The 23,486-nt window shown below is 70.1% G+C and carries 27 protein-coding genes; 14 read left to right on the forward strand and 13 right to left on the reverse strand.

The genetic code is table 11. The features are described from left to right. Positions 1–16 precede the first annotated feature (16 nt). The 5 genes from ACNPQM_RS18910 to pip all read right to left on the reverse strand — a co-directional run bounded on the left by ACNPQM_RS18910 (position 17) and on the right by pip (position 8,176). On the reverse strand, positions 17–2,302 hold the full coding sequence (locus tag ACNPQM_RS18910) for an N-acetylmuramoyl-L-alanine amidase (RefSeq protein ID WP_418084909.1): 2,286 nt from the start codon (positions 2,300–2,302) through the stop codon (positions 17–19). A gap of 322 nt (positions 2,303–2,624) precedes the next feature. Further along, positions 2,625–4,061, reverse strand: coding sequence for an MFS transporter (locus ACNPQM_RS18915; RefSeq protein WP_418084910.1), 1,437 nt, complete (start codon positions 4,059–4,061; stop codon positions 2,625–2,627). 400 nt (positions 4,062–4,461) lie between these two features. Continuing rightward, positions 4,462–5,460: an NEW3 domain-containing protein gene (locus tag ACNPQM_RS18920; protein ID WP_418084911.1), complete on the reverse strand. Its 999-nt coding sequence runs from the start codon at positions 5,458–5,460 to the stop codon at positions 4,462–4,464. A 77-nt stretch (positions 5,461–5,537) separates the two neighbouring features. Then, positions 5,538–6,983, reverse strand: coding sequence for a Gfo/Idh/MocA family protein (locus tag ACNPQM_RS18925; protein WP_418084912.1), 1,446 nt, complete (start codon positions 6,981–6,983; stop codon positions 5,538–5,540). A gap of 215 nt (positions 6,984–7,198) precedes the next feature. Beyond that, positions 7,199–8,176, reverse strand: coding sequence for a prolyl aminopeptidase (gene pip / locus ACNPQM_RS18930; protein ID WP_418084913.1), 978 nt, complete (start codon positions 8,174–8,176; stop codon positions 7,199–7,201). A gap of 62 nt (positions 8,177–8,238) precedes the next feature. Between pip and ACNPQM_RS18935 the strand changes: the two genes are divergently transcribed. From ACNPQM_RS18935 to ACNPQM_RS18955, 5 genes are all read left to right on the forward strand, one after another. Further along, entirely contained in the window at positions 8,239–8,745 is a 507-nt protein-coding gene (locus ACNPQM_RS18935) for a hypothetical protein (protein ID WP_358856725.1), read from the forward strand. A 71-nt stretch (positions 8,746–8,816) separates the two neighbouring features. Next, complete coding sequence (locus tag ACNPQM_RS18940) at positions 8,817–9,365, forward strand: cysteine hydrolase family protein (protein ID WP_418084914.1); 549 nt, start codon at positions 8,817–8,819, stop codon at positions 9,363–9,365. Positions 9,366–9,471: 106 nt separating this feature from the next. Next, a complete protein-coding gene (locus ACNPQM_RS18945) occupies positions 9,472–9,927 on the forward strand; it encodes a MarR family winged helix-turn-helix transcriptional regulator (protein WP_358856727.1) in 456 nt (151 codons plus the stop codon). Continuing rightward, positions 9,924–10,772: an ABC transporter ATP-binding protein gene (locus ACNPQM_RS18950; RefSeq protein WP_418084915.1), complete on the forward strand. Its 849-nt coding sequence runs from the start codon at positions 9,924–9,926 to the stop codon at positions 10,770–10,772. Before ACNPQM_RS18945 ends, ACNPQM_RS18950 begins: the two co-directional genes overlap by 4 nt. Further along, positions 10,732–11,595 (forward strand): ABC transporter permease, encoded by an 864-nt coding sequence (locus tag ACNPQM_RS18955; RefSeq protein WP_358856729.1) that lies wholly within the window; start codon positions 10,732–10,734, stop codon positions 11,593–11,595. The genes ACNPQM_RS18950 and ACNPQM_RS18955 overlap by 41 nt, the downstream gene beginning before the upstream one ends. 39 nt (positions 11,596–11,634) lie before the next feature. Here the strand turns inward: ACNPQM_RS18955 and ACNPQM_RS18960 are convergent, their stop codons facing one another. The 5 genes from ACNPQM_RS18960 to ACNPQM_RS18980 all read right to left on the reverse strand — a co-directional run bounded on the left by ACNPQM_RS18960 (position 11,635) and on the right by ACNPQM_RS18980 (position 15,676). Beyond that, the gene (locus ACNPQM_RS18960; RefSeq protein WP_418084916.1) at positions 11,635–12,699 is read right to left on the reverse strand and encodes a tetratricopeptide repeat protein; all 1,065 of its coding nucleotides are present in this window, start codon (positions 12,697–12,699) and stop codon (positions 11,635–11,637) included. Next, positions 12,696–13,994 (reverse strand): ATP-binding protein, encoded by a 1,299-nt coding sequence (locus tag ACNPQM_RS18965; RefSeq protein WP_418084917.1) that lies wholly within the window; start codon positions 13,992–13,994, stop codon positions 12,696–12,698. The genes ACNPQM_RS18960 and ACNPQM_RS18965 overlap by 4 nt, the downstream gene beginning before the upstream one ends. 74 nt (positions 13,995–14,068) lie before the next feature. Continuing rightward, a complete protein-coding gene (locus tag ACNPQM_RS18970; RefSeq protein WP_418084918.1) occupies positions 14,069–14,671 on the reverse strand; it encodes a hypothetical protein in 603 nt (200 codons plus the stop codon). 7 nt (positions 14,672–14,678) lie between these two features. Beyond that, positions 14,679–14,867 carry a DUF397 domain-containing protein gene (locus ACNPQM_RS18975; RefSeq protein ID WP_418084919.1) on the reverse strand — a complete coding sequence of 63 codons (189 nt, stop codon included), beginning with the start codon at positions 14,865–14,867 and terminating at the stop codon, positions 14,679–14,681. Continuing rightward, positions 14,864–15,676, reverse strand: a complete 813-nt coding sequence (locus ACNPQM_RS18980) for a helix-turn-helix domain-containing protein (protein ID WP_418084920.1) — start codon at positions 15,674–15,676, stop codon at positions 14,864–14,866. The genes ACNPQM_RS18975 and ACNPQM_RS18980 overlap by 4 nt, the downstream gene beginning before the upstream one ends. 81 nt (positions 15,677–15,757) lie before the next feature. On the opposite strand from ACNPQM_RS18980, the gene ACNPQM_RS18985 reads away from it, so the two are divergent. From ACNPQM_RS18985 to ACNPQM_RS19010, 6 genes are all read left to right on the forward strand, one after another. Beyond that, the gene (locus ACNPQM_RS18985) at positions 15,758–16,186 is read left to right on the forward strand and encodes a hypothetical protein (protein WP_418084921.1); all 429 of its coding nucleotides are present in this window, start codon (positions 15,758–15,760) and stop codon (positions 16,184–16,186) included. A gap of 186 nt (positions 16,187–16,372) precedes the next feature. Beyond that, entirely contained in the window at positions 16,373–17,347 is a 975-nt protein-coding gene (locus ACNPQM_RS18990) for a hypothetical protein (protein WP_418084922.1), read from the forward strand. A 67-nt stretch (positions 17,348–17,414) separates the two neighbouring features. Continuing rightward, positions 17,415–17,723 (forward strand): hypothetical protein, encoded by a 309-nt coding sequence (locus ACNPQM_RS18995; protein ID WP_418084923.1) that lies wholly within the window; start codon positions 17,415–17,417, stop codon positions 17,721–17,723. A gap of 41 nt (positions 17,724–17,764) precedes the next feature. Then, positions 17,765–18,430 (forward strand): class I SAM-dependent methyltransferase, encoded by a 666-nt coding sequence (locus ACNPQM_RS19000; protein ID WP_418084924.1) that lies wholly within the window; start codon positions 17,765–17,767, stop codon positions 18,428–18,430. Beyond that, positions 18,427–18,723 carry a sulfurtransferase TusA family protein gene (locus tag ACNPQM_RS19005; RefSeq protein ID WP_418084925.1) on the forward strand — a complete coding sequence of 99 codons (297 nt, stop codon included), beginning with the start codon at positions 18,427–18,429 and terminating at the stop codon, positions 18,721–18,723. The genes ACNPQM_RS19000 and ACNPQM_RS19005 overlap by 4 nt, the downstream gene beginning before the upstream one ends. 225 nt (positions 18,724–18,948) lie before the next feature. After that, positions 18,949–19,587 (forward strand): TetR/AcrR family transcriptional regulator, encoded by a 639-nt coding sequence (locus tag ACNPQM_RS19010; protein WP_418084926.1) that lies wholly within the window; start codon positions 18,949–18,951, stop codon positions 19,585–19,587. A 190-nt stretch (positions 19,588–19,777) separates the two neighbouring features. Here ACNPQM_RS19010 and ACNPQM_RS19015 read toward each other — a convergent pair whose 3' ends face one another. Beyond that, complete coding sequence (locus ACNPQM_RS19015; RefSeq protein WP_358856744.1) at positions 19,778–20,473, reverse strand: GDSL-type esterase/lipase family protein; 696 nt, start codon at positions 20,471–20,473, stop codon at positions 19,778–19,780. A 58-nt stretch (positions 20,474–20,531) separates the two neighbouring features. Here ACNPQM_RS19015 and ACNPQM_RS19020 point away from each other — a divergent pair, with 58 nt between their 5' ends. Beyond that, positions 20,532–21,536, forward strand: a complete 1,005-nt coding sequence (locus ACNPQM_RS19020; RefSeq protein ID WP_418084927.1) for a WD40 repeat domain-containing protein — start codon at positions 20,532–20,534, stop codon at positions 21,534–21,536. A gap of 69 nt (positions 21,537–21,605) precedes the next feature. Beyond that, a complete protein-coding gene (locus ACNPQM_RS19025; RefSeq protein WP_418084928.1) occupies positions 21,606–22,133 on the forward strand; it encodes a GNAT family N-acetyltransferase in 528 nt (175 codons plus the stop codon). Here the strand turns inward: ACNPQM_RS19025 and ACNPQM_RS19030 are convergent. After that, positions 22,108–22,719 carry a Uma2 family endonuclease gene (locus ACNPQM_RS19030; RefSeq protein WP_418084929.1) on the reverse strand — a complete coding sequence of 204 codons (612 nt, stop codon included), beginning with the start codon at positions 22,717–22,719 and terminating at the stop codon, positions 22,108–22,110. The two genes, ACNPQM_RS19025 and ACNPQM_RS19030, sit on opposite strands and share 26 nt — an antisense overlap. Before the next feature lie 106 nt (positions 22,720–22,825). Beyond that, a complete protein-coding gene (locus ACNPQM_RS19035; protein WP_418084965.1) occupies positions 22,826–22,969 on the reverse strand; it encodes a hypothetical protein in 144 nt (47 codons plus the stop codon). An 84-nt stretch (positions 22,970–23,053) separates the two neighbouring features. On the opposite strand from ACNPQM_RS19035, the gene ACNPQM_RS19040 reads away from it, so the two are divergent. Further along, positions 23,054–23,464: a DUF4259 domain-containing protein gene (locus tag ACNPQM_RS19040; RefSeq protein WP_358856748.1), complete on the forward strand. Its 411-nt coding sequence runs from the start codon at positions 23,054–23,056 to the stop codon at positions 23,462–23,464. Positions 23,465–23,486 lie beyond the last annotated feature (22 nt).

Below are 23,486 nucleotides of genomic sequence, written 5' to 3' on the forward strand. Positions count from 1 at the left end.
CAGCGGACCGTCGCGACTACTTGAGGTAGACGAGACCGTCCGTCGTGATCGCCGGACGGCCCGAGGTGGCGACGACGACGATCTTGACGGTGTGCTTGGCGCTGGTGGACCAGCTCTTCGTCCACAGGGCGTCGCGGTACTTGGTGGTGGACGACTTCAGGTCGACCGTGGCCACCTTCGTGCCGTCGACGTACACGTACGCCTGGCCGGATGTGGCGGCGCGTGAGACCACCCAGGCGGCCGAACGGCCGGTGAACGTCCAGCTCAGGCTCGCGCTCTTGGAGGAGCTGGAGTACGACTTGCCGCCCAGGTACGAGGACGAGGACTTGGTCGTCCAGGTGCCGGTCTTCGTGGCCGAGGTCTCCTGGAGGATGACCGGGGTGCCGGAGACGGAGGCGGCCGAGGTGTTGCCCGCGAGGTCGTAGGCGCTCATGGACCAGGTGGTCGCCACGCCGGACTTCGCGGTGTGCGAGGCGCTCGTGGTGGTCGGACCGTAGGTCTTGGCGACCGGAGCGGTCAGCCGGACCTCCTTGAGCGACGCGGTGTCGGTCGCCTTCCACTTCAGGGTGAGCGGGACGGCGGTGGTGTTCACCGTGCCGGTGCGCAGCGCGAGATTCGGCTTGGTGGTGAAGCTCGGCGCCGTCTGGTCGGCGACCACGGTCGCCGCCGCGGACAGGGTCGTCTTCCCCGACTGGTGGGTGGCGCGGACCTGGACGGTGTGCGTGCCGGCGCCGAGGGTGGCCTTCGCCGACGTGGCGGTGCCCGCGGCGGTGGCGACGCTCTTGCCGTCGACCAGCAGCTCGTACTTGGAGATGAAGGCGCTCGGCGTGCTCGCCGACCAGCCGACCGTGATCGCGGACTTGGTGTAGTACGACGTCCCGGACAGGGTGGCGCCGGTCACCGACTTGATGGCCAGTCCGGTGACGGGACCGGCGGCGAGGCTGCGGATCGCGGGCAGCTGCCCGTACAGCTTGGTGCCGGGGCACTCGGTCGCGAAGCCGTCGCGGTGGCCGGAGATCGTCTTGAAGGAGTACTTCGTGCCCAGGACGAACTTCGTGCCCGCGAGGTTGTTGCCGTCATCACCCGCGGTGAGCATCGTGGTGCCCGCCGGGTCGACCTTGTACTGGCCGAGCTTCCACGCGGCGATCCGGGCCACCGAGGTGGTCACCGCGCTCGGAGCGGCCGTGTTCGTGTAGGTGCCGAGGACGGCGATACCGGCCGACTCACGGTTGAAGCCGTAGGTGTGTGCGCCGAGGACCGGCCGGTCCACGCCGCCCTTGCGGCCCTCGAAGATCGTCCCGCACTTGTCGACCAGGAAGTTGTAGCCGATGTCCTTCCATGGGTCCTTCATCAGCACGACGTGGTACACGTAAATGCTGCGCACGATCGCCGCGGAGTCGGCGCAGGAGTAGTCGTTGGTCCCTGCGGTGTGGTGGACGAAGACGGCCTTGAGCGTGGGGTTGTACTCCGGCGCCTCCGGGCTGATCGACTCGTCGGCGCCCCAGCCCGCACGCGAGACGATGGGTGGCTTGGGCACGGTCGACTGCGGCGCGGGCGGCAGTGACGCGGACGGCGAGGTGCTCGCGGTCGGCGAGCTGTCGCTCGCCGTGGGCGAGGGGCTGTTCGTGGCCGTCTCGGAAGGTGTCACGGGCGGCGCCTCGGCTGCCGGGGGGGTGTCGGACTCCGTGACCGTGGGGGTCGGTTCGGGGGTGTCCGTCGGATCGGCCGAGGGGGTTTCGGACGACGACGGGTCGTCGGTGGGGGCGTCGGTCTCGGCGGCGAAGGCGACCGGGGCCGCGTGCAGCGACGGGCCCTTGCCGGGGTCGACCGTGTCCAGCCGCAGCCCGGCGGGCAACTTCGCGGAGACCTTGGCGCCCGCGGTGACGCGTACCTCGACGCCGTCGGACGGGCCGACCCACCGCGGTTCGGTAGACCCGCGGCCACCGGAACGGCCTGCGTCCGTACCGCCGTGGACGTCGGTCTCCAGCGGCGTCCAGGAGGTCCAGGTGCCGTTCGCGGCCGACCTGGTCCGTACCTCGACCGCTCCCGTCACCTTCGCCGCCGGGTCGGTCCAGGTGACCCCCAGCATGCTGAACGGTGCGGTGTCCCGCCGGCCGAGCGACGCGGAACTGCCGTCCGCGGCCACCTTCAGCTCCGTCTTCCGTACGTCGGTCCTGACCGGACCGGCCTTGCTGTCACTGTCATTCGCGGAGTCGCCGGTCACGTTCTGAAACACCACGAAACCCGCCACGGCTGCCGTCGTGACGGCAGCCGTGGTCCATATTTTTCGGTGCGATCTCACGTCGTATCCCTCGGGGTGTCACGGGGGGTGGCAAGGAGCCGTTTGGGTCACGGCGTTCGCACAGCCTTCCATGGCCGCCCGACAGCCCGTCCCGCACCCCCGGCGCCTAGGGCATTTCTTCGGAATCGAGCCCGGTCGGAGAGCCCGGCCCGATCCGGGAATAAGGTCCTGGTGCCGCTCCGGCTGCGTGATCCGCAGGGACCGCCGCCGGGGCCGACCCGGAATGGTGTGCCGGGCGGACCTGCGCGTGTGCCAGTGATCGGCCGCGAACCCTGCAGGATTCGCGGCCGATCGCGTGTGCGGTGAGAGCGTCGGCTGGTGGTCAGGCGGCGGGGGACGTTTCCGGCTCGGGCTGCGCGGCCGGCTGCTTGGCGCGCAGCGTTGTGAGGGCGAGGGCGGCTCCGGCGGCGGCGATGGCGGAGGCACCGAGGAAGGCTGCGGAGAATCCGTCGGTCAGGGCGGATGCGTTGCCGAGCTGGTCGGCGCCCTGGGAGGCGGCGATGGCGGTCATCGCGGCCAGGCCGAGGGCGGAGCCGATCTGGTAGCTGGTGTTGACGATGCCGGAAGCCAGGCCGCCCTCTTCCGGGCGGGCGCTGGAGATGGCCGTGCCGAGGGAGGGGATGAAGGCGAGCGACATGCCGACGGCGGCGAGCAGTGAGGCGGGCAGCACATCGACCGCGTAGGAGCCGTCGGGGCGGACGAAGGACAGCCACAGCATGCCGGCGGCGAGCGCCACCATGCCGGAGACGATCATCGTGCGCGGCCCGAAGCGGTTCATGAACCGGGGCGCGAACACGATCATCATCAGCATCACCGCGCCGGTCATCGGCAGCAGGGCGGCTCCGGAGGCGAAGGCTCCCAGGTCGAGAACCTGCTGGAGGTAGAGGTTCAGGAAGAACCACATCGGGATCCACGCCCCGGCCAGCAGCAGCTGCGCGAGGTTGGCGCCGGCGAGGTTGGGCGTGCGCAGGATGCTCAGCCGCATCAGGGGGGCACGGCTCTTGGCCTGACGAGCGACGAACAGCCCGGTCAGGGCGATTCCTGCGGTCATCACCAGCCAGGTCTCGCCCGCTGCCCAGCCGACCTCGGGGGCACGGACCACCGCGTAGACGATGGCGCCGAGGCCGGCGGTGACGGTGAGCGCGCCGAGAATGTCGATCGAGCCGCGCGCGGGTGGGGCGGAGGGCATCAGGCCCACAGTCGCCACCAGGGCGAGCACGGCAACGGGGATGTTGAGGTAGAACACCCACGGCCAGTTCGTGTACTGGGTGATGACGCCGCCCAGGAAGACGCCCGCCGTGCCGCCGGCCGGCGCGGCCGCGCCGTAGAGGGCGAACGCCTTGGTCAGCTCCTTCGGGTTGGATCCGAACAGCATCATCAGCAAGGTCAGCGCGGAGGGTGCGATCAGCGCCGAGCCGGCGCCCTGCACGGCGCGCCCGGCCAGCTCCACCCACACCTCGTTCGCGAGCCCTGCCATCAGCGACCCGACGGCCAACACCGCCCAGCCGGCGCTGAATACCCGCTTGGCGCCCAGGAGATCGGACAGCCGGCCACCCAGCAGCAGCAGTCCGCCGAACGCGATGACGTAGGCGTTGAACACCCAGGACAGATTGCCTTGGGTGAACCCCAGGTCGGTCTGCATCTCGGGCAGGGCCACTCCAATGATGGACGTATCCATGATCACCATGAACTGCGCCATGGCGATCAGTGCCAGCCCCCACCATCTGCGCGGGGACGGCTGCGGCGATGTTGCGGACATCTCACTCACCTCACATACTCCTGGGGGGTATCCCTGAACGCGAGAAAACATACCCCCTAGGGGTATTGGATGGCAATGGATCGGAGCGCATTTCCGCGAAGGCGGGGCATGCCTGTGAGAAGAAGGCAGTTCATGTCGGCTGCCGCGCGCCGCACGGTCAAATCGCCTGCTGCGGAGCGTGGTTGGCGTAGCTGCGTACAGCCCCGGTGCTTCGCCGCCTTCAGACCTCGGTGGCCGCCGCGCAGACTGTGCCACGCCTTTGGCTGCTCACAGATCCTCCCGGGGAGGACCGGGCCGCCGTGCCCCCTATCGGCATCGGCAACGGGGATGCTTCAACAACCGCGCCGGCCGGCGGAGGATGTGTCCTCCGCCGGCCGGCGCACGTGGTGTTCGAGGGGAGTTACGGAGCCAACGCGATGTCGAAGAGGTGGATGCTGGCATTGGCCGGGAGCACCACGAGTTCGACCTGCTTGGCCGGGTCCAGGGCGATGGAGTGGGCGAAGACCCGGTAGGCGATGCCCGCGTTGCCGTACCCATCCGGACGGTTGCGGCCGTCCGACGACTTCACAAGCGTCGCGCCGTGTGCCGTGTCCTCTTGGAACGACCAGTTGGGGAAGCCGATCGACCCGGTGGTGCTCGACCCGTCGGCGTAGATCACCGTCGCCGTGCCGGCGGCCCCGTAGCCGACGCCGGAGCCGAGGAAGACCAGCTTGCTGCCCTTGCCGGCGAGCTTCACGGCCTGTCCGGTGCTCGACACACTGTTCTTGGTGCCGGGGGCCGCGGCAGGCCAGGTCAGCTGGGCGCCGAGGGCGCTGACGGACGCTCCGGGCGTCAGCCCGACCGCGGCGAGCTTCTGTGCGGAGAAGCTGTTGCCCTCGCCGTCGTAGTTACCGGCCTTGGTGTCGTTCTCGTTGGTGATGGCGACCTTGTTGTACGCGTCGGAGAGGCGGGCCAGCGCGGTACCGGAGCGTTCGACCCGCGTGCCGGTGGCGGTGCCCTGGCCGTCGCCTCCCTTGTAGGTGGCGGTGGCCGTGAACGTGCGCATGACGAACCCCGTGCGCTGTTCGGGCACCTGGATCCGGAACTCCGCCGTGGCCGTGGCACCCGGCTTGTACGTTCCGTCGACGCTGACCGCCGCGGGCTGCACGGCCCAGCCGGCGGGGCCGTTGAAGGTGACATTGAGCCGGCTCAGGCGCTCGGGTCCCGCGTTGGTGACGGTGACCTTCACCTCCGAGATGGCAGGGCCGTTCAGGTCGATGGGGGCGATCGTCACCTGGGTGCGCGCCTCGGGCGCGGCCGCGTCCTGCGACGCGGCGCTCGCGGGGGCGGAGGTGAACGCCACCGCCCCCACCGCCAGGGCCGCCGCGGCTCTTCGGGCTGCGGTCACAAGTACGGACATGAAAGCTCGCTCCTTCTCTCACGGTTCGGGAAGTGCTCGGCCAGGGTTCAGCGGACAGGGCTGGACGTGGGCCGGAATCACACGGGCGGCATCTCGATCATGCGCGAGTCGAGGCCGAGACGGAGGTTCACCCACGCGCCCCGGGTGAAGTCCGGGATCGCTACCGGCTTGCCCTTCTTCTCCAGGGACATGACGCTCAGCGGCACCGACGCGCACCAGGCCGCCGAGTCGTACACGTCGATGTCGGGCACGAGGCCCGCGCGCATCAGCTGCACGGTGCGCCACTGCAGGACGTAGTCCATGCCGCCATGGCCGCCGTTGTTCGCAGCGTCGTCGCCGATCTTCTTCCAGAGCCAGTGGTCGAACTCCTTGCGGTACGACCCGAAGTCCCGCCAGGCGTCGTCGCCGTGGTCGGGCTCGAAGTAGACCCGGGCGCCGGTGGAGGAGTTTCCGGCGTAGTCCTCGAAGATGCCGCGGCTGCCGGCGAGGCTGTTGATGCGGCTGTACGGGCGGGGCTCGCTCACATTGTGCTCGGCGCGGATCGTCCGGCCGTTGGCGGTCTCGATCATGCAGGTGACGAGGTCGCCGTTGATGTAGGTCTCGTTCCACGACGGGTGGCCCTTGGGGACGAAGCGCTCGCGGTAGTCGGCGAGGCCCTTCGGGGCGGTCGCGGTGGCGCGCAGCGTGGTCATCCGGTCGCCGCGGTTGATGTCCATCGCCGCGGCGATCGGGCCCAGACCGTGCATCGAGTAGAAGGAGGCGGTGCTGCGGGTGTGCCACAGGCGGCGCCAGGAGTCCGTGTAGTACGTGTCCGAGAACAGCAGCGCACGCAGGTCGTGCAGGTAACCGCCGTGGCCGTTCGTGACGTCGCCGAACACGCCTTCGTGCGCCATCTTGAGCATGGCCAGCTCGTTGCGGCCGTACGAGCAGTTCTCGGCGAGCATCAGGTGCCGTCGGGTCTGCTCGCAGGTGTCGACCAGGTCCCACAGCTCCTCGAGCTGGGTGGCGATGGGGAGTTCGACGATGACGTGCTTGCCGGCCAGCAGCGCGGCCTTGCCCTGCGGGTAGTGGAACTCCCAGGGCGTGGCGATGTAGACGAGGTCGATGTCGTCCCGCTTGAGCATCTCGGCGTACGAGTCGGCGGAGCCGCCGAACTCGGCGGGGCGCGGCTTGCCCGCCTTGACCAGGTTGTCAGCGACGCGCTTGGCGCGGTCCGGGCGGATGTCGCAGACGGCGGTGACCTGGCAGCCGGGCACGGCGGCCCAGCCCGAGGCCATGCCGTTGCCGCGGTTGCCGAGGCCGATGACGGCGACCCGGACGGTCTGGTGCACCTTGTACGGCACGTTGATCATGGAGGTCTGGCCGGCGATGCGGCGCGGCTCGGAGGCCGTGACCGAACCGGAAGCGCCCGGCGCGGCGAGCGCGGGGGCGGACCCGGCGGCTCCGAAGCCGACGGCGATCGCGCCCGTGGCCACCGCCCCTCCGAGAACCGATCGCCGCGAGACTGCGGGGACTTCAGACATGAAGGACTCCAGATTCGACGTGGTCGGGATCACTGGCGGGACGACTGTGACGCGCGTTACATATGCATGTCAATAGATGATTGCAAAATCGCTCCTGCGCTCATAAGTGAACAACGCGGCCCGCGTTCCGCTGCAACTGCGTGCACGGTGGGGCGGCCCGCCGTAGATGTGCGTGCCGCCCCCCGCGCGCCCGGCCTGATCCGAAAGAAGAGGACCTAGCGCGACGCGAACCGGTCCAGTGCCGCCAGCACCGTCCGGCTGGTCGCCGCGCCGCCCAGATGTCCCGACCCGTCGATCACGGTCAGCTCTGCGTCCGGCCAAGCCCGGGCCAGCTCCCAGGCGGTGATCAGCGGCCCGCCCAGGTCGAGCCGGCCGTGCACCAGCACCCCGGGGATCCCGGCCAGCCGCCCGGCGTTCCGGATCAACTGCCCCTCCTCCAGCCGGGCTCCGTTGGAGAAGTAGTGCGAGCAGATCCGCACCAGGGCCTGCTGCGCCCTGCCCGGCCTGCCGCTGTACGGGGGCGGTCCCGCGTACGTCTCGTGGGAGAGCACCGCGTCCTCCCAGGCGCACCAGTCCGCCGTCGCCCTCGCGCGTACTTCCGCGTCCGGGCTCTCCATCCGCCGGGCGTACGCGGCGAGGACGTCCGGGGTCGTCTTGCCCTCGGCCTCAGGCACCCCGGCCCGGAACAGGTCCCATGCTTCCGGGAAGATCTGCCCGGCGCCCCGGTACAGCCAGTCGATCTCGCTGCGCCGGGTCGTGGTGACGGCCGGGATCACGATCTCGGAGACCCGGTCCGGATGTTCCTCGGCGTACGCCAGGATCAGCGTCGAACCCCAGGACCCGCCGTACAGCAGCCACGTGTCGATCCCCAGCCGGACGCGCAGCCGCTCCATGTCGGCGATCAGGTGGCCCGTCGTGTTGTACCGCATGTCGGCGGCGGGGTCGCTCGCGTGCGGGGTCGACCGGCCGCAGCCCCGCTGGTCGAAGAGGACGACCCGGTACCGGTCCGGGTCGAAATACTGCCGCGCCCACGCACCGCACCCCGACCCTGGGCCCCCGTGGACGACGAGCGCGGGCTTCCCGTCCGGATTGCCGCAGACCTCCCAGTACACGAGGTTGCCGTCGCCGACGTCGAGCATCCCGTGCTCGTACGGTTCGATCGGCGGATACTTGTCGTCGGGTTCACGGTCCATGGCGGCGTCCCTCCGGTTCGGCGCAAAGGGGTCAGGCTATGGCGGGGCGTAACCTGGCTGCCGTGAATTTCACCGCCCGGATCCTGGCCGTACTCGACGAACTGCTCACCGAAGCGGGCCCGGAGGAGCGCGGCGCCCTGTGGCAACTGGCTGAACAGGGGCGTGAGTTGGACGCCAATCTGGTGCGTCTGCCGCCCGGCGCCGAGGTCGGTGAGCATCAGGAGGACATCCTCGACGTCCTTCTCGTCGTCATCGCGGGCAGCGGCCGGGTCCTCGCACGCACGGGCACGGGCACGGAGACGCTGGAGCTGACTCCCACCACGGCCGTCTGGCTTCCCCGCACCTCCCGCCGTGCCCTCGCGGCGGGCCCGGACGGGCTTGCGTACCTGACCGTCCACCGCCGCCGCCCGGGTCTGACCATCAAGCCGTCGGTCCGCGCGTCGGTTGCGCACGAAGGCGGCGAGGGGCCCTGCATGCTGGACCGGGTCTGCCCCGAGTGCGGCCGCCTCTCGCCGGACCCGGCGCCGGTGTTCTGCAGCCGGTGCGGGGAGCGGTTCCCGGAGGGGTGAGGTGACGGCGGGAGGGGCTGCGTGACGCGGCCTCTTTCTTCGGGATCACGTCGCAGCACTAGCGTGAACCCATGCCGCATACCTCCGCGCTCCTCGTCATCGACATGCAGAACACCCTGGTGGCCATCGCGCACCGGGCCGCCGAGACCGTCGCCGCGATCGCCGGGCTCCGCGAACGCGCCAAGGCCGCGGGCGTACCGATCGTGACGATTCAGCACCGCGGCGAAGGGCTGGAGGCCGGCACCGAGGGCTGGCGGATCGTGCCCGAACTCGCGCCCGCCGCCGACGAGGAGGTCGTGCACAAGACCAGCGCGGACAGCTTCCTGGACACCGCTCTCGACAAGACCCTCAAGACGCTGGGGGTCACCGAGGTGGTCGTCACCGGGTTCGCGACCGAGATCTGCGTGGACACCACGGCGCGGCAGGCGCTGAGCCACCGGTACGACGTGGTGCTGGTGGCCGACGGGCACACCACCTCCGTCCGGCCCGACGCCGGCGAGTACGCCTCGCCGGACCGGTCGATCGCGCACCACAACGAGATCTACCGGCATATCGACTTCCCCGGGCGGAGCATTCGCGTGCTGCCCGCGTCCGAAGTGGACTTCGCCGTCCTGCCGTAGCAGGGGGCGTGGCCGCGCCCCGGCCCGTTGACGCACCGCCCGGCGGTGGCCCTCTTCGCCGGGGCTCTGCCACGTAATACATCGCAAACAGAGGTAAAATGGGCAAGTGGTGGCGGGTGATCTCCCCGATGAACTCGCCGGACTTCTGCTCCGCATCCAGCGGCTCGCCCGGCGGCGGCTGTGGGGCGGTCTGCCCACGCCCCGGCTGCGCGGAGCGCACGCGGAACTGCTGCGGCTGGTTGCCGCCCGGCCCGGAATCCGGGTCTCGGCGGCCGCGCGCGAACTCTGCCTCGCGCCCAACTCCGTCTCCACACTGGTCAACCATCTGGTCGCGGAAGGCCTGTTGCGGCGGGAGCCGGATCCCGGCGACGGGCGGGCCGCGCTCCTCCACCCGACCCCGGCGGGCGTCGGCCGGCTGCGCGACTGGCGGGCCCGGCGTGACGCGCTCTTCCGCGAACACGTGGCGAAGCTCGACGCCGTCGACCGGGCCGCGCTGACCGCCGCGCTCCCGTCACTGCGCAGACTCGCCGAGTCACTGCGCGAAGGAGAGGAGACCCTATGACTCCCGCCCTCCGCTGCACCGGTCTGACCTACTCCTTCGGCACCTCGAAAGCCGTCGACGGCCTGGACCTGCTCGTCCGCCCCGGCGAGGTCTTCGGACTTCTCGGGCCCAACGGCGCGGGCAAGACCACCACCCTGCGTGCCATCACCACGCTGCTGCCTGTACCCCCCGGCGTCATTGATGTGTTCGGCCACGACGCGGCCCGGCAGAAGATGGCCGTACGGCGTCTGCTCGGTTACGTACCGCAGCAGCTGTCGGCCGACGCCAGTCTCACCGGCCGGGAGAACGTCGCCCTTTTCGCCCGCGTCTTCGACGTGCCCCGCCGGCAGCGCGCGGCCCGTGTCGGGCAGGCGCTCGACGCGGTCGGGCTGGGGTCCGAGGCGCACCGGCTCGCCGGCACGTACTCCGGTGGCATGGTGCGCCGCCTCGAACTCGCTCAGGCGCTGGTCAGCGCACCCCGCCTGATGATCCTGGACGAGCCCACCATCGGTCTGGACCCGATCGCCCGCGACAGTGTCTGGGACCGCATCAACGAAATCCGCGTCGGCACCGGGATGACGGTGCTGGTCACCACCCACTCCATGGACGAGGCGGACCAGCGCTGCGACCGGCTCGCCCTGATGCATCTGGGCAGCCTGCGCGCGCTCGGCACACCCGCCGAGCTCAAGAGCGAACTGGTCGCGCACCGCGAGGAGTCCGGTGATACGGCTCCGTCGCCACCGACCCTGGAGGACGTCTTCCGGTACCACTCCGGAAGCGGCCTGGGCGACCCCGGTTCTCCCGGAGAGAAGGGAGCCTTCAACGATGTCCGCCGTACCCGTCGCACCGCATCCCGCCGCGGCTGAACCCGGCTCGCCCGACGGCCGCTTCGCCCTCCTCCTGGAGCCGCCGCCCGCCCGCACGGGCTGGCGCGTCGTTCCCGCGCGGGTCGCGGCGATGTGCGCCGTCGAACTGCAGAAGCTGCGCCACGACCGCACCGAGATCTACACCCGCGCCGTCCAGCCCGCGCTCTGGCTGCTGATCTTCGGCCAGACGTTCTCCCGTATCCACGCCATCCCCACCGGCGGCGTCCCGTATCTCGACTTCCTGGCACCCGGGATCATCGCCCAGTCCGCCATGTTCATCGCGATCTTCTACGGCATCATGATCATCTGGGAGCGGGACTCCGGCGTTCTCACCAAACTCATGGTCACGCCGACGCCCAGGACCGCACTGGTGACCGGCAAGGCATTCGCCGCCGGGGTGAAAGCCGTGATCCAGGCGGCGGTCGTCATCGTGATCGCCGCGGCGCTCGGCGTCGGCATGGCCTGGAACCCGCTGCGGCTGCTGGGCGTGGTCGTGGTGGTCGTTCTCGCGTCGGCGTTCTTCTCCTGCCTGTCGATGTCGATCGCCGGGATCGTCCTCACCCGCGACCGGCTGATGGGCATCGGCCAGGCCATCACCATGCCGCTGTTCTTCGCCTCCAACGCGCTCTACCCGGTCGCGTTGATGCCCGGCTGGCTCCAGGTGATCAGCCGGGTGAACCCGCTGAGTTACGAGGTCGACGCCCTGCGCGGACTGCTCATCGGTACGCCGGCCCACCTCGGCCTCGACTTCGCGGTACTCGGTCTCGCCGCGTGCGTCGGCATCGTCGCCGCCGGTTCGCTCCTCGGCCGGCTCGCCCGCTGACCGCGCCGTACGACGGGCACCGGCAACCGGCCAGGGCTCCTACCGCGTGCGCGGCCGGTCGAACCAGATCGTCAGCAGCGTCGGGGCGAGCCCCACCCAGAAGATCACCTGCGGAACGCCCCGGTCCGTCCACGGCACCGTCGCGATGGCCACCGCACACAACGTCCCCAGCACCGCCTGCACCAGTACCAGCCGCGCCCAGAACATCCGCCGCACCAGCGACCGCACACTCAACTGCACCCCCGCACGCAGCTTCCGGTAGCGCCGCCACGCGCCGAACGCCCAGACCACCCCGATCAACGCCAGCACGTAGAGCCGCCTGCCGAGCGGCAGCGGCAGGTCGGGAGCGTCCCCGTCGGACGGGAACAGGTTGATCGCCACGCCCGCCATCAGCAGGCTCAGCACGGCGAGCCACCGGGTGCCGCGCAGCATCTGGAACACCGCCCGGTCCAGTCCCAGCCGCAGCCCCGCCGAGCCCGGGTCGGCAGCCAGCGCCGACGCGTACACCTCGGCGCGCTGCTTCGGCTTCACCCCGGGCTTTGCGGCCTGCCTGTCCGCGTGCTCGCGCAACGCCCACGCATCGGTGGGGTCGATCCGCAGGGTCTCGCGCACACCCAGCTCGACGAGGTCGCTCCGGCCATTGAGCAGGGCGGCCTTCCACAGCGCGTAGTACGCCCCGGTCTCCTCCGGGCCCAGCCGCACCGCTTCCTGCGCCGCCTGCAGCACCTCGGGCCAGCGCGGCTGCCAGGCGCCGAGCGCCTCGGAGAGCGCGACGTACGACTGCCACATGTGCGGGGCCAGCCGCACCGCCTCCTGCGCCGCCGCGAGGGACTCGTCGGGGCGCCCCGTCCGGCGCATCCCGTAGGTCCGTACGATCAGCGCGTCGACGTGCTCCGGGTTGATCTCCAGCGCCGCCCCGGTCGCCTCGATGACCTTGTCGTACTCCTTGACCCGCAGATGGCAGCGGGCCAGCTTCGCCCACGCGTGGACGTCCTCGGGGTCCTGGGCCAGCCGCTGCGCCAGCAGCGCCTTCGCTTCGTCGACCCGGTCGAGCGAGAGCAGCGCGGACGCCTGCTCGGTGAGGTCCTGTCCCGTGGCGCTCACAGCTTGCGCTTCCTCTTCAGATAGGCGAGCAACTCGTCATACATGCCGCCCTCATTGGCGAACATCGCCACATTGCGCGCCGAGGCGAACCAGGGGTCGGTGGACGGCCGGACCTCCTTCGCGGCGGCCAGCAGGTCCTTCATATTGATCATCCGGACCGTGCCGGTGCGGGTCGAGTCGAGCAACGCCCGCTCGGACGCGGACTCGCAGAGATGCGCCAGATCGGCGCCGGACAGATCCTCGGTGACCTTGACCAGCTTGCCCAGGTCGACGGATTCGATCGGCCGGTCACGCAGGTGGTAGCGGAGGATCGCCTCGCGTGCGGGTGCGTCCGGTGGCAGGACGAGCAGGGTGCGGTCGAGCCGGCCGGGACGCCGCAGCGCGATGTCCACGTCCCAGGGGACGTTGGTCGCGGCGAGCACGAACACGCCCTCGTTGGCCCCGTCGACGCCGTCGAGCTCGGTGAGCAGCTGGTTGACGGTGTTGCGCATCCCGCCGTGGTGCATACGGCTCCGCTTGGCGCCCAGCGCGTCCACCTCGTCGAGGAACAGCACGCACGGCGCCTGACGGCGGGCGGTCTCGAAGACCTCGTGCATGTTGCGCTCGGAGTTGCCCATCCACATGTCGAGCACGTCGTTGATCGACACGGACATGAAGCTCGCCCCGAGCTCACCCGCGACGGCCCGCGCGATGAACGTCTTCCCGCACCCGGGCGGCCCGTACATCAACAGCCCGCCGCGCAGGCTCTTCCCGTACAGCCTGCCCAGTTCGGGGTTGCGCATGGGGGCGAGGAACGCGGCTTCGAGGCGCTCTTTGATCTCGTGCATGCCGCCGACGTCGGCAAGCGTCACGGAACCGGGGGTGTCGACCTCCCAGGTGGCGGCAGGCCCGGGATCGCCCTGGCCGTCCACGGGGACGGGCGTCTCGGGAGTCCCGGACGTGACGAAGCGCGGCGGCACGGCGCCCCTGATCTCGTCCTCGGCGGCACGCCAGTCGAACCCGGTCGGTGCTGCGGGTGCCGACGGCCCGTCGGGCGCTTGGGGGGCCTTGGGTGCGTCCGGTGCCTTGGGTGCTTCCGGGGCAGGAGCGGGCATGCCCATCGCCCGGACCATGAGCGCCCGCGCACCGGCGTCGCCGGGCGCATGCTGAAGCGCGACGGCAGCCTCGGCGACGGCGGCATCGTTCAGCCCCTCACCGAGCAACAACTCGGCGAGATGCAGCCGAAGCGGTACGTCGGTGGGCGCCGCGGCAACAGCGGTACGCAGACTCTGGATCAGCGGGGGCTCGTTGGACATGCCGACACCCTACGGAGCCGGTGCGAGAGGCGGCCCATAGGGCTGCCGCCTCTCGGCCACGGCGACGCGCACGCTCACCAGCCCAACACGGCCTCGCCCAGTACTTCGCCGCCGATCTGCGCGGCCAGCCACTGAGCCCGGTCGAGGTCGCCGAACTTCGTCACATGTACGAAGACGGTGTGGGTGTCGGCCCACCGTTCCCAGTCGCTGTCGTCGCTGTTGAACACGGCCTGGACACCGTCGTACTTCGGGCTTCCGAATGACCCGAGCGCGGGGTCGTCCGGCCACCGGCCCGTCCAGCCGACCGTCGCCGGTCCCTTGCCCAGAGCACGCACGAATGACGCCTCGACTGACGCCTCGACGCCTCCGCTCACGAACTCATCATTCAGCAACAACGGCAGCAAGGATTCCAACTCGACGGGATCCACAGGCAGCGTCCGCCCCGTGAAGAAGAGGCAGTCGCCGGTGACCGGGTCCGTGAGCGCCCGGTCCGGGTCGTAGGACATGTCCGGCAGCAGCTTCACCATGCGCTGCACGTCCGCCACCGTCCGCAGTTCCGCGCCCACGTGCGCACCGGCGTCCCGCGAGTCGAGGAGAGCGCACAGCCGCTGCGATTGTGCGTACACGTCGAGCGGGTCGCTGCTGCGGTAGACGGGATACGCCCGGGAGCTGCCCATCAGCCGGTCAGGCGCCGCCCTCGCCGGCGTACCCGAGGAAGGCGGTCCAGGCGGCGGGGGAGAGGGTGAGGGCGGGGACGGTGAGGTCCTTGGAGTCGCGGACGTGGACGGTGTGGGGGCAGGCGGCGACCTCGACACAGTTGCCGCTGTCGTTGCCGCTGTAACTGCTCTTGACCCAGCTGAGTCCGGTGCTCATCGTTCCTCTGCCACCTGTTCGATCAGTTTGATGGACTCTTCGGGGCTGAGAGCCTGCGCCCGCAGAATGCCATACTTCCCGAACAGGTTCCCCAGAGCTGGCTGTTCACTGATGAAGAAGCTGCCGCCCTGCCCTTCGATGTAGGCGAGCTGACGTCGTTCCTCCGTCTCCAGCAGGACGAAAGGACCATCGAGACCGACGTGGGTCTGGCGGTCCGGTGCCATCACCTGCAGCTGTACGTTGCGGAGTTGGGCGACGTCGAGGATGTGGCGCAGCTGCCTCTTACGCACATGACGGCCCCCGAGGGGCTTGGTGAGAGCACTTAGCTCCAGGACGAATCCGATGTCCGGTGTCGGCCTGCGTGTGAAGAGACTCTGGCGCTTGAGACGGGCCGCGACCCGACCCTCGATTTCTTCATCATCAACGGATGGGTAGGTGTGGCTGAGGACGGTGTGAGCGTACTCCTCGATCTGAAGGAGCCCAGGCACCACATGCGTCTCGTACTCATGCCTGGCGGATGCCGTGGCTTCCTCGTCGGCGAACGGCTCGAACCACGAAGCCAAATGGCTGGACACCAACTCGGCTCCCGCTGCGTTCAGTGCACCCTGTGCACCCAGCGCCTCGTCCGCCCGCGCGATGAAATTCCCCTTCGGCGGCCGCTGCCCCCGTTCCACCATCGCCACCTGCGACTTCGAGAAGCCGATCTTCAGCCCCAGGGCCTCCTGCGACAGCTCCGCCCGCTCCCGGAAGAAGCGCAATAGCGTCCCGAACATCTGGGCGTTGCCGCCCTCTTGGCCACCGGAGTGCACAACTCACCTCCCGAGTGCACAACAGTGCACAGACGCCTTGTGTCCCTGGTCACGGTACGTGTGGGGCGCGACGCTTTCCGTATGGAACGGAAAAGTTCACTGGACCCGGTGCCCTCGTGGGTGCCTGCGAGCGGGCACGCCCTTCGGCATGCGGGCATCCACTTCGACGCCGTACGGATCACTGGAATGGGGGGCGAGCAAGTCGCCTACGAGCTGATGCAGTTCACCGACTTCCGGGCAGGTCCCATCGTGCGCTCGCGGATCGGGGCGCGGACCATGTATTTCCTGTTGCCGCCGCAGACCACGCGCGCCTACCGCTGGCCGGCCGGTGCGGAGGCGATGAGCCGGGACGGGCGGGCGGCGGCGTTCGTCGGGGTGCCCGCGCTGCACGGGCTGACCTGGCCGCTCGACTGGCGCTCCCTGCCCACGCCCGAGACGCCGTTCGTGAATGCGGAGTTGCTGCACAAACTGACGGTGGCTGTGCTGACGGATGAGGCGGAGGTCTCCTGAAAAGGACCTCGCGGCAGGCGCGTTGCCGGGTGCAATGTCCGTTTGCGTGGTGCAGCGGGAGCCGGGTGCGGTACGGTGACGTCGTCATCACGCTCTGTATGCAGCCGCATACGGGGCGGCCCCCGGCGGTGCTACCAACACCAATCCGGAGGCCTTCACCACGAGTGGATACTGAGGTCCACCGGGATGCTTTGGCATGCTATCGCGCCGTCTCGGCGCTTCACGAAGGCTTCGCACGACGTGGTGCGTCATCCGCGTCTGAACAGTGACGCGAAGATTCTGCTCCTGTACGTGCAGGGGCTCCCCGAGGGTCTGGCCGACAAGCCGCTCAGCGAGCATGCGCGGCAGCTGGGGATCACGGGGCGGGCCTATCAGCGGGCCAAGAAGATGCTGATCGAGGACGGGTTCCTGCACGAGTGGCATCAGCAGAACGACCGGGGGCGATGGGTGACCGTACAGCTCTTCGCCAACTCCCCGGTCACGAGTGCGGCGGCGGCCGAGCTCCGGGACGGGCGGGGTGTCGAGGTGTCACCGACTGCGCAGAAACGGACGGTCGGTCAGCCGAGGGGTCGGGTGGCCGGTGGCTATACACCGGTAGAGGAAGAACTGGGGAAGAACTCATCCCACCCACCCACCGAAGCCGAATCCGAAGCTGAATCCGCGTCGGAAGTGGCCGAGGGCGAACGGGTGTTGCTCTCGTTGCGGCATGCGCACCGGGAGCTGCATCTGGGGGCGCGGGAGGCGCGAGGTCTCGCGGAGGCCGCCGCCGAGTGGTTGCGGCGCGGAGTCACGGCTGCTGATCTGCGGCGGGCGCTGACCAGTGGGCTGCCCGAGAGCGGGGTGCGATCCGCAGTGGGGTTCTTGCGGCACCGTCTCGTGCAGAAGCTCCCGGAGGCGGTACCGCCACTCACCGTCGAGGCCCGGCCCGCGCCGCGTGTGGCCGAGCTGGTGGTCTGCGAGGGGCCCGGTGACGATCACGTGTTCCGGCCCGTGGGGGAGGAGACGCACTGCGGTCCGTGTCGCGGGGCGGACGCGCGGCAGTTCTGGCTCGCCCGTCAGGCAGCCGTCGGGGCCCGGCCCCCGAACGTCCCCTGGCGTGAACGGGTTGCCGCCCTCGCGGCGAGTCCGGGTGAAGGCGGCGAGTGTCTGAGCGGTGGGTGACCGGAGCTTGCCGCGGATCACGATTCCCATGGCCGCGATTTCATGGGGCATGGGCGATCCTGAAGGCATGAACATTGAGATCCTGGTTGTGCCGGACTGTCCGAACACCGGTCCGGCGGCCAACCTCCTGCGTCGGGTGCTCGATGACGTCGGCCTGCACGACACCGCCTTCTCGACGCGAGTGATCGCCGACCAGTCCACGGCCGAGGCGGCCGCGTTCACAGGGTCGCCCACCTTCCTGATCGACGGTCGCGACCCGTTCGCCGAGCCCGGCCGCGCGCCGGGGCTCGCCTGCCGGGTATACAAAACACCCGACGGCCTGACCGGGCTCCCCGGGCCCGACCAGCTGCGGCAGGCCCTGACCTGCGCCCTTTAGGCTGGCGGCGGCACCGGCCGGCGTACGAGGAGAGCGAGCACGTGGCGGACAGCGAGCAGGACCTGGCCGACGCACAGCGGCGGCACTGGCAGAACACGTACACCGACCACCCGGGCATGTATGGCGCACAGCCCTCGGCACCCGCCGTCCATGCCGCCGGACGGTTCCGCGCGGCCGGAGCGAAAGACGTCCTGGAGCTCGGTGCCGGGCACGGCCGGGACGCCCTGTACTTCGCCCGCGAGGGCTTCACCGTCCACGCCACCGACTTCAGCCCGACCGGCCTGGAACAGCTGCGGGACGCGGCCCACGCCCAGGGCGTGGGCCGGCGGGTGACGACCACGACGCACGACGTACGCGATCCGCTCCCCCTGCCGGACGCCTCGGTGGACGCGGTCTTCGCGCACATGCTGCTGTGCATGGCCCTGTCCACCAAGGAGATCCACGCCCTCGTCGGTGAGGTCCGCCGCGTCCTGCGCCCCGGCGGACACTTCGTCTACACCGTCCGCCACACCGGCGACGCCCACTACGGCGTCGGCACCGCCCATGGCGACGACATCTATGAACACGGTGGCTTTGCCGTGCACTTCTTCTCCCACGGTCTGGTCGACTCGCTCGCCGACGGCTGGACCCTGGACGAGGTCCACGCCTTCGAGGAGGGTGACCTGCCCCGTCGCCTGTGGCGCGTCACGCAGACGGCGCCCCGATGACCGCCGGCGAGATACCCGCGGCGGACCTCACCGTCGACGGCACCGGCCTGCTCTGCGTCACCCTCCTGCTCCGGCTGCGCAAGCAGATCGACGCCGCCGAGCCGGACACGGTCGTGCACGTCATCGCCACCGACCCGGCCGCCCCGCTCGACCTGCCCGCCTGGTGCCACATGACCGGCCACACCTACCTCGGCCCCGTCCCCGGCAGCGACCAGCCGGTGTACGCCCTACGGCTTGCCGCCGACGCGCGTTCCACCCGACCGGGCGCCCCCTGGCACCCGGTCGAGCACTGACACGAAGAACGCCTCGTAGGCGTCGTACACCGAGCTGCCCACCGGCTTCATGAACGCCTCGGCGGCGTCGATGTCGTCACCGCCGGTTTCGGGACAGGCCATGGATCCACGACGACAGATGCCGTCGTCCGGCGACGCGCCGCTGCCCAGGGGTGTGGCGGATCCGCCGCCGCCGGGGCGGAGCGAGGACAATGGCAGCTACTCCGGGCCGACGAAGGAGGACTTGTGGTGAATGCCGTGGTGAGCCGCGGAACAGGGATGACCGAGTCCGCCGAGGACCGGGCGCAGTGGCGTGGCCGGCTCCTGCGGGCCGGGCGGGACCTGTTCGCCGCATACGGCTACGCGCACACGACCATCGAACAGCTCTGCGCCGAGGCGCGCGTGCCGATTCGCGCGTTCCATCAGCAGTTCACCTCGCGGGAGGCGCTGTTGATCGCGCTGTACGACGAGGTGGCGACCAGCGGACTGCGCGCGTCCGAGGAGGCGATGCTCTCCGACGACATGGAGGAGTGTGCGACGGAGGAACGGTTCCGTCGCCTCTTCGCCGCCTATGTGCGCGGGGTCACCGCCGATCCGCGGGCTGCGCGGGTGGCGTTCGTCGAGACGCTGGGCGTGAGCCGCACCGTCGACGACCATCTGGCGATGTGGCGGAAGATGTGGTCCGAGTTTCTGACCTGTGAGGCCGAACGTGCCGCCGAGCGGGGTGAGGTGGGTGACGGTGACCAGCGGGTCGCGGTCACGGTGATGACCCACTCGGTCGAGGAACTCCTCGCCCACCACGCCCGCCGCCCCCGTCAGGTCACGCCCGACTGGCTGACCGAAGAGCTCACGCGGCTCTCCCTGACGATGCTCGGTTCACCCTGACCCTCCACGCGCTCAAGTACCGCAGAGCAATGGGGCAATGGGAGACGGCACGAAAGCGGATGCGGGGGCCGCTGATGAGTTCGCCGCTGTCCTGACCGGGGTCGGGTCACGGCTGAGGGACCTGCGCCGAAAGTTCATGCCGCTGACCCGCCACCTCGGCAAAAAGTGAGGGCACCGGGACGGCCGGGCGTCACGCTTCCGCGCGGCCGCCCGCGTACGGCCCGCCGATGCCCCACGCCTGGTGCATCGCGTCGGCGAACGTCGCAGCCAGTTTCTGCTCGCCGGTCGGGCCGGGGTGCGTGCCGTCGTATGTGTCCGTGTGGATGTCGTACCCGGGCGGGCGCGACGCCAGCAGGATCGGTGACATCGGCTCGTCGAGGTCGGCGACCGCCTTCGCGAGGAGCTCGTTGAAGCGGTCGCACTCGGCGGCGAACGGAGCGTCCGACTCGGCCCGTATGTTCGGGATGACCGGCAGGAGCACGGTTCTGATATGCGGGTTCGCGGTGCGGGCGGCCGCGACGAACGCGCGGGCGTTGTCGGCGGTCTGCCCGCTGTCCGTGTAGAAGCCGAGATCTATCAGGCCGAGCGAGACGAGCAGCACGTCGGCACGCGTCGCGGTGACCGTGTCCGCGATCACCGGGGCCATGTGCAGCCATCCCTCGCCCCAGCCCGCCAGATGGCGGCGGGCCCGGGCGGGGAAATCCGGGGCGCCGTACGCGTAGGAGACCGGGGTGTTCGTGGCGGTGTCGTACAGCTCGGTCCGGGGACCGACGATCTCGTACGGACCGTCGAAAGCCGCTTCGAGGTGCTGCCACATGCGGTAGCGCCAGGTGAAGTCGCCGGCGCGGCCGATGGTCATGGAATCGCCGACGAACAGAAAACGCATGGCGCCATCATGGCGGATCAACGCGCGGAGCTGCGACGTGACGATGGACACTTGGTCCATGCGTTCGTATCTGACAGCCACCGGTGCCGCCGCGCTGCTCGTCCTCACCGGGGCGGCAGCTGCCCCGGCCACGGCCGACGACGGGTCCGCCGACCGCAGCTTCACGATCGAGGACCCCCGGATCACCGAGTCCAGCGGCCTCGCCGCGAGCCGCGCCCACCCGGGCATCTACTGGACGCACAACGACAGCGGGGACGGGCCGTACGTCTACGCCGTCGATTCCCGCACCGGGAAGACCGTCGCGACGATCACCATGCGGGGGGTGGGGCGGCCGCGCGATGTCGAGGCGATCTCACTCGGGCCCGACGGCAATCTGTACGTCGGTGACATCGGTGACAACCTGAACGGCAGCTGGGACCACGTCTGGATCTACCGGTTCCCGGAGCCGAAGGTGCTGAAGGACGCGACGGTCCGGGCGACCCAGTTCGACGTGAAGTACGCGGACGGGGCGCGCAACGCCGAGGCACTGATGGTCCACCCGAAGACCGGCCGGGTCTACATCGCCTCGAAGAACGAGGACGGCGGCGGACTGTACGAAGGGCCCGCCGAGCTCTCCACCGGACGGACCAATGTGTTCCGACGGGTCGGCGAGGTGCCGTGGGTGACGGACGGGGCGTTTTCGCCGGACGGCAAGGAGCTGGTGCTGCGGTCCTACTTCAGCGCCCGTGGCTACGCCTTCAAGGACGGCAGGCTCGGCGCCGACCACGCGGTCCAGGCACCGCTCCAGCGGCAGGCCGAGTCGGTGACGTACACGCCGGACGGCTCGGCGCTGATGTTCGGCTCGGAGGGCGCCCGGAGCGACGTGGTGCGGGTGGACATCGCAGGCGCGGACAGGAACGGCGGAGACGCCAAGTCGCCGTCGAAGGACGGTGGCGGTGCGTCGGCCGCCGGCGGGACGGGCGGGGACGGCAGCGAGGTGAAAGGCAGCACGCTGCTCGGAGCGGTGGTGCTCGCCGCCGTGGGCGCACTCGTCCTCATGAACCGGCGCCGCAAGCGCGGCTGACCGAACCCGCCGGTGCACGCCCCGGGCCCGGAGTCATGACCTGGCGCGCCGCACGTAGGGTCGGGCGCTGTGACGAATCAAGGGCCCGAGGCCTTCTCCACCGAGCGGCTCGACGCACTGCCGCTGCGAGCCGCGCACGCCGACGAGATGGCGGCGGTCCTCGCCGACCCGGCCCTGCACACGTACACGGGCGGCGCCCCGGAGGACCTGGACACCCTCCGGGCCCGTTACACCCGCTGGGAAGCCGGGTCGCCCGACCCTGCCGAACACTGGTGGAACTGGGTACTCCGGGTACGCGCCGACAGTCGTCTCGTGGGCTGGGTCCAGGCCACGGTGGCGGGCCCCCGGGCCGAGATCGCCTGGGTCGTCGGCACCGAGTGGCAGGGCCTGGGCTACGCGAAGGAAGCGGCGGCAGGGCTGGTGGCGCACCTGCTGGCCGGGGGGACGGTCCGTACGGTCGTCGCCCACATCCACCCCGACCACACCGCGTCCGCCGCGGTGGCCGCGGCGGCGGGACTCGTGGCCACCGACGAGTGGGAGGACGGGGAGCGGCGGTGGCGGCGCACGGACGTCACTTCTGGCGCTGCCCGGTTTTGAGCAGGTCCGCGACATCAAGGGTGACCTCGGCGCCGATGGAGGCGGGGAGGGTGGCCTGCTGGCCGGGGGCGTACACCTGATGGCTGGCGTACCCGTCGGCGAGGGGCTCGGTCAGGACGTGGACCCGGCCGTGCTTGCGGTTGACGATCACATAGACCGGGATCTTGGCCTCGGCGTACGCGGTGACCTTGGCGCGTAGATCGTTGTTGTAGTTACTGGAGGTGACCTCAAGGACGAGGCGGAAAACAGCAGGGTCGTAGCAGTTGTTCTCGATCACATGCTCGTCGAGATCGGCGTCGACGATGGAGAGATCGGGGATCGCGTAATCCTCAGGCCCTCCGGGAAGCCACAAGCCGACCCCCTGGAGGACCTCCGTCTCCCCGTCATCGAGCCCTGCCGCGATGAACGGGCGCATGAGCTTGGTCAGTGCCCGGGCATGCGGGCCGTCCGGGGGCGGGGCCACGGTGATAACGCCTCCGATGATCTCGACGCGGTAACCCGGATGCTGCTCCATGAGCCTGTTGGCCACGTCGAGCTGCGATTCCGGCTCACCATCACCGGGGTGCTCGACTGCTGCTGCAGACATTGCGGGCCTCCTGGTGGGTGGTGTCGAGAGCATCATCGTAGGACGGCGCCCCCCACATGTCCCTTTGGTGATCGTCCACTCGGTCGAGTGAACGAGGCGGCCGGGCCTATGCGGAGGTGTTCTGCGGGTGAGTGCCCGTCGCCCCGTCGATCAGGCCGTCGAGCTTCCACAGCACCGCGTCGCGGTGCCGGTCGAGGGCGATGTGCAGGGATTCCTTCTCGCCGCCGGTGTACGGCACGGTCTTCGTCATGGGAGGACCGTAACAACGGGCACTGACGGGCCTGTTGTCAGTGGTGGTTGCGAGGATGGCCGGACCATCGGAGAAGGGGGCGCCATGGGCACCTGGGACATCGGCCATTTCGACAGCGACACCGCAGCGGACTTCTCGGGGGATCTCGACGACGCCCCACGGAACAAGCGGGCTGAGCTGATCCGCGATGCGCTGACGGCCGTCGTCGGGACCACGGACTATCTGGACTCCGACGACGCCGTCGTTGCCGTGGCGGCGGCCGCGCTGGTGGCCGCGCAGTGCCCGGGCGGGGAGCCTGTGACGACGGCGTACGGGCCGGACGAGCCGCTCCCCGAGCTGCCCGTGGAGCTGCGGGGCCTTGCCGTTCAGGCCCTCGACCGAGTGGTGACCGAGCCGTCCGAGCTGCTGGAGCTGTGGAGCGAGGGCGGGCACGAGGAGCCGTGGAAGGAAGGGATCGGCCGGCTCCGGGCGGTCCTGGCGGAGGCCGCTGGGTGAGCAACGGCGAGGGCCCCCGGCA

The sequence above is a fragment of the Streptomyces sp. NPDC056231 genome, assembly GCF_048270745.1.
Taxonomy (GTDB): Bacteria; Actinomycetota; Actinomycetes; order Streptomycetales; family Streptomycetaceae; genus Streptomyces.

Excerpts from the sequence above, each read along its gene's own strand:
- ACNPQM_RS18915 (WP_418084910.1), bottom strand. The coding sequence starts at position 4,061 with ATGTCCGCAACATCGCCGCAGCCGTCCCCGCGCAGATGGTGGGGGCTG.
- ACNPQM_RS18920 (WP_418084911.1), bottom strand. The coding sequence starts at position 5,460 with ATGTCCGTACTTGTGACCGCAGCCCGAAGAGCCGCGGCGGCCCTGGCG.
- ACNPQM_RS18925 (WP_418084912.1), bottom strand. The coding sequence starts at position 6,983 with ATGTCTGAAGTCCCCGCAGTCTCGCGGCGATCGGTTCTCGGAGGGGCG.
- pip (WP_418084913.1), bottom strand. The coding sequence starts at position 8,176 with ATGGACCGTGAACCCGACGACAAGTATCCGCCGATCGAACCGTACGAG.
- ACNPQM_RS18940 (WP_418084914.1), top strand. The coding sequence starts at position 8,817 with ATGCCGCATACCTCCGCGCTCCTCGTCATCGACATGCAGAACACCCTG.
- ACNPQM_RS18950 (WP_418084915.1), top strand. The coding sequence starts at position 9,924 with ATGACTCCCGCCCTCCGCTGCACCGGTCTGACCTACTCCTTCGGCACC.
- ACNPQM_RS18955 (WP_358856729.1), top strand. The coding sequence starts at position 10,732 with ATGTCCGCCGTACCCGTCGCACCGCATCCCGCCGCGGCTGAACCCGGC.
- ACNPQM_RS18965 (WP_418084917.1), bottom strand. The coding sequence starts at position 13,994 with ATGTCCAACGAGCCCCCGCTGATCCAGAGTCTGCGTACCGCTGTTGCC.
- ACNPQM_RS18970 (WP_418084918.1), bottom strand. The coding sequence starts at position 14,671 with ATGGGCAGCTCCCGGGCGTATCCCGTCTACCGCAGCAGCGACCCGCTC.
- ACNPQM_RS18975 (WP_418084919.1), bottom strand. The coding sequence starts at position 14,867 with ATGAGCACCGGACTCAGCTGGGTCAAGAGCAGTTACAGCGGCAACGAC.
- ACNPQM_RS18985 (WP_418084921.1), top strand. The coding sequence starts at position 15,758 with ATGGAACGGAAAAGTTCACTGGACCCGGTGCCCTCGTGGGTGCCTGCG.
- ACNPQM_RS18990 (WP_418084922.1), top strand. The coding sequence starts at position 16,373 with ATGCTTTGGCATGCTATCGCGCCGTCTCGGCGCTTCACGAAGGCTTCG.
- ACNPQM_RS18995 (WP_418084923.1), top strand. The coding sequence starts at position 17,415 with ATGAACATTGAGATCCTGGTTGTGCCGGACTGTCCGAACACCGGTCCG.
- ACNPQM_RS19005 (WP_418084925.1), top strand. The coding sequence starts at position 18,427 with ATGACCGCCGGCGAGATACCCGCGGCGGACCTCACCGTCGACGGCACC.
- ACNPQM_RS19015 (WP_358856744.1), bottom strand. The coding sequence starts at position 20,473 with ATGCGTTTTCTGTTCGTCGGCGATTCCATGACCATCGGCCGCGCCGGC.
- ACNPQM_RS19020 (WP_418084927.1), top strand. The coding sequence starts at position 20,532 with ATGCGTTCGTATCTGACAGCCACCGGTGCCGCCGCGCTGCTCGTCCTC.
- ACNPQM_RS19030 (WP_418084929.1), bottom strand. The coding sequence starts at position 22,719 with ATGTCTGCAGCAGCAGTCGAGCACCCCGGTGATGGTGAGCCGGAATCG.
- ACNPQM_RS19035 (WP_418084965.1), bottom strand. The coding sequence starts at position 22,969 with ATGACGAAGACCGTGCCGTACACCGGCGGCGAGAAGGAATCCCTGCAC.
- ACNPQM_RS19040 (WP_358856748.1), top strand. The coding sequence starts at position 23,054 with ATGGGCACCTGGGACATCGGCCATTTCGACAGCGACACCGCAGCGGAC.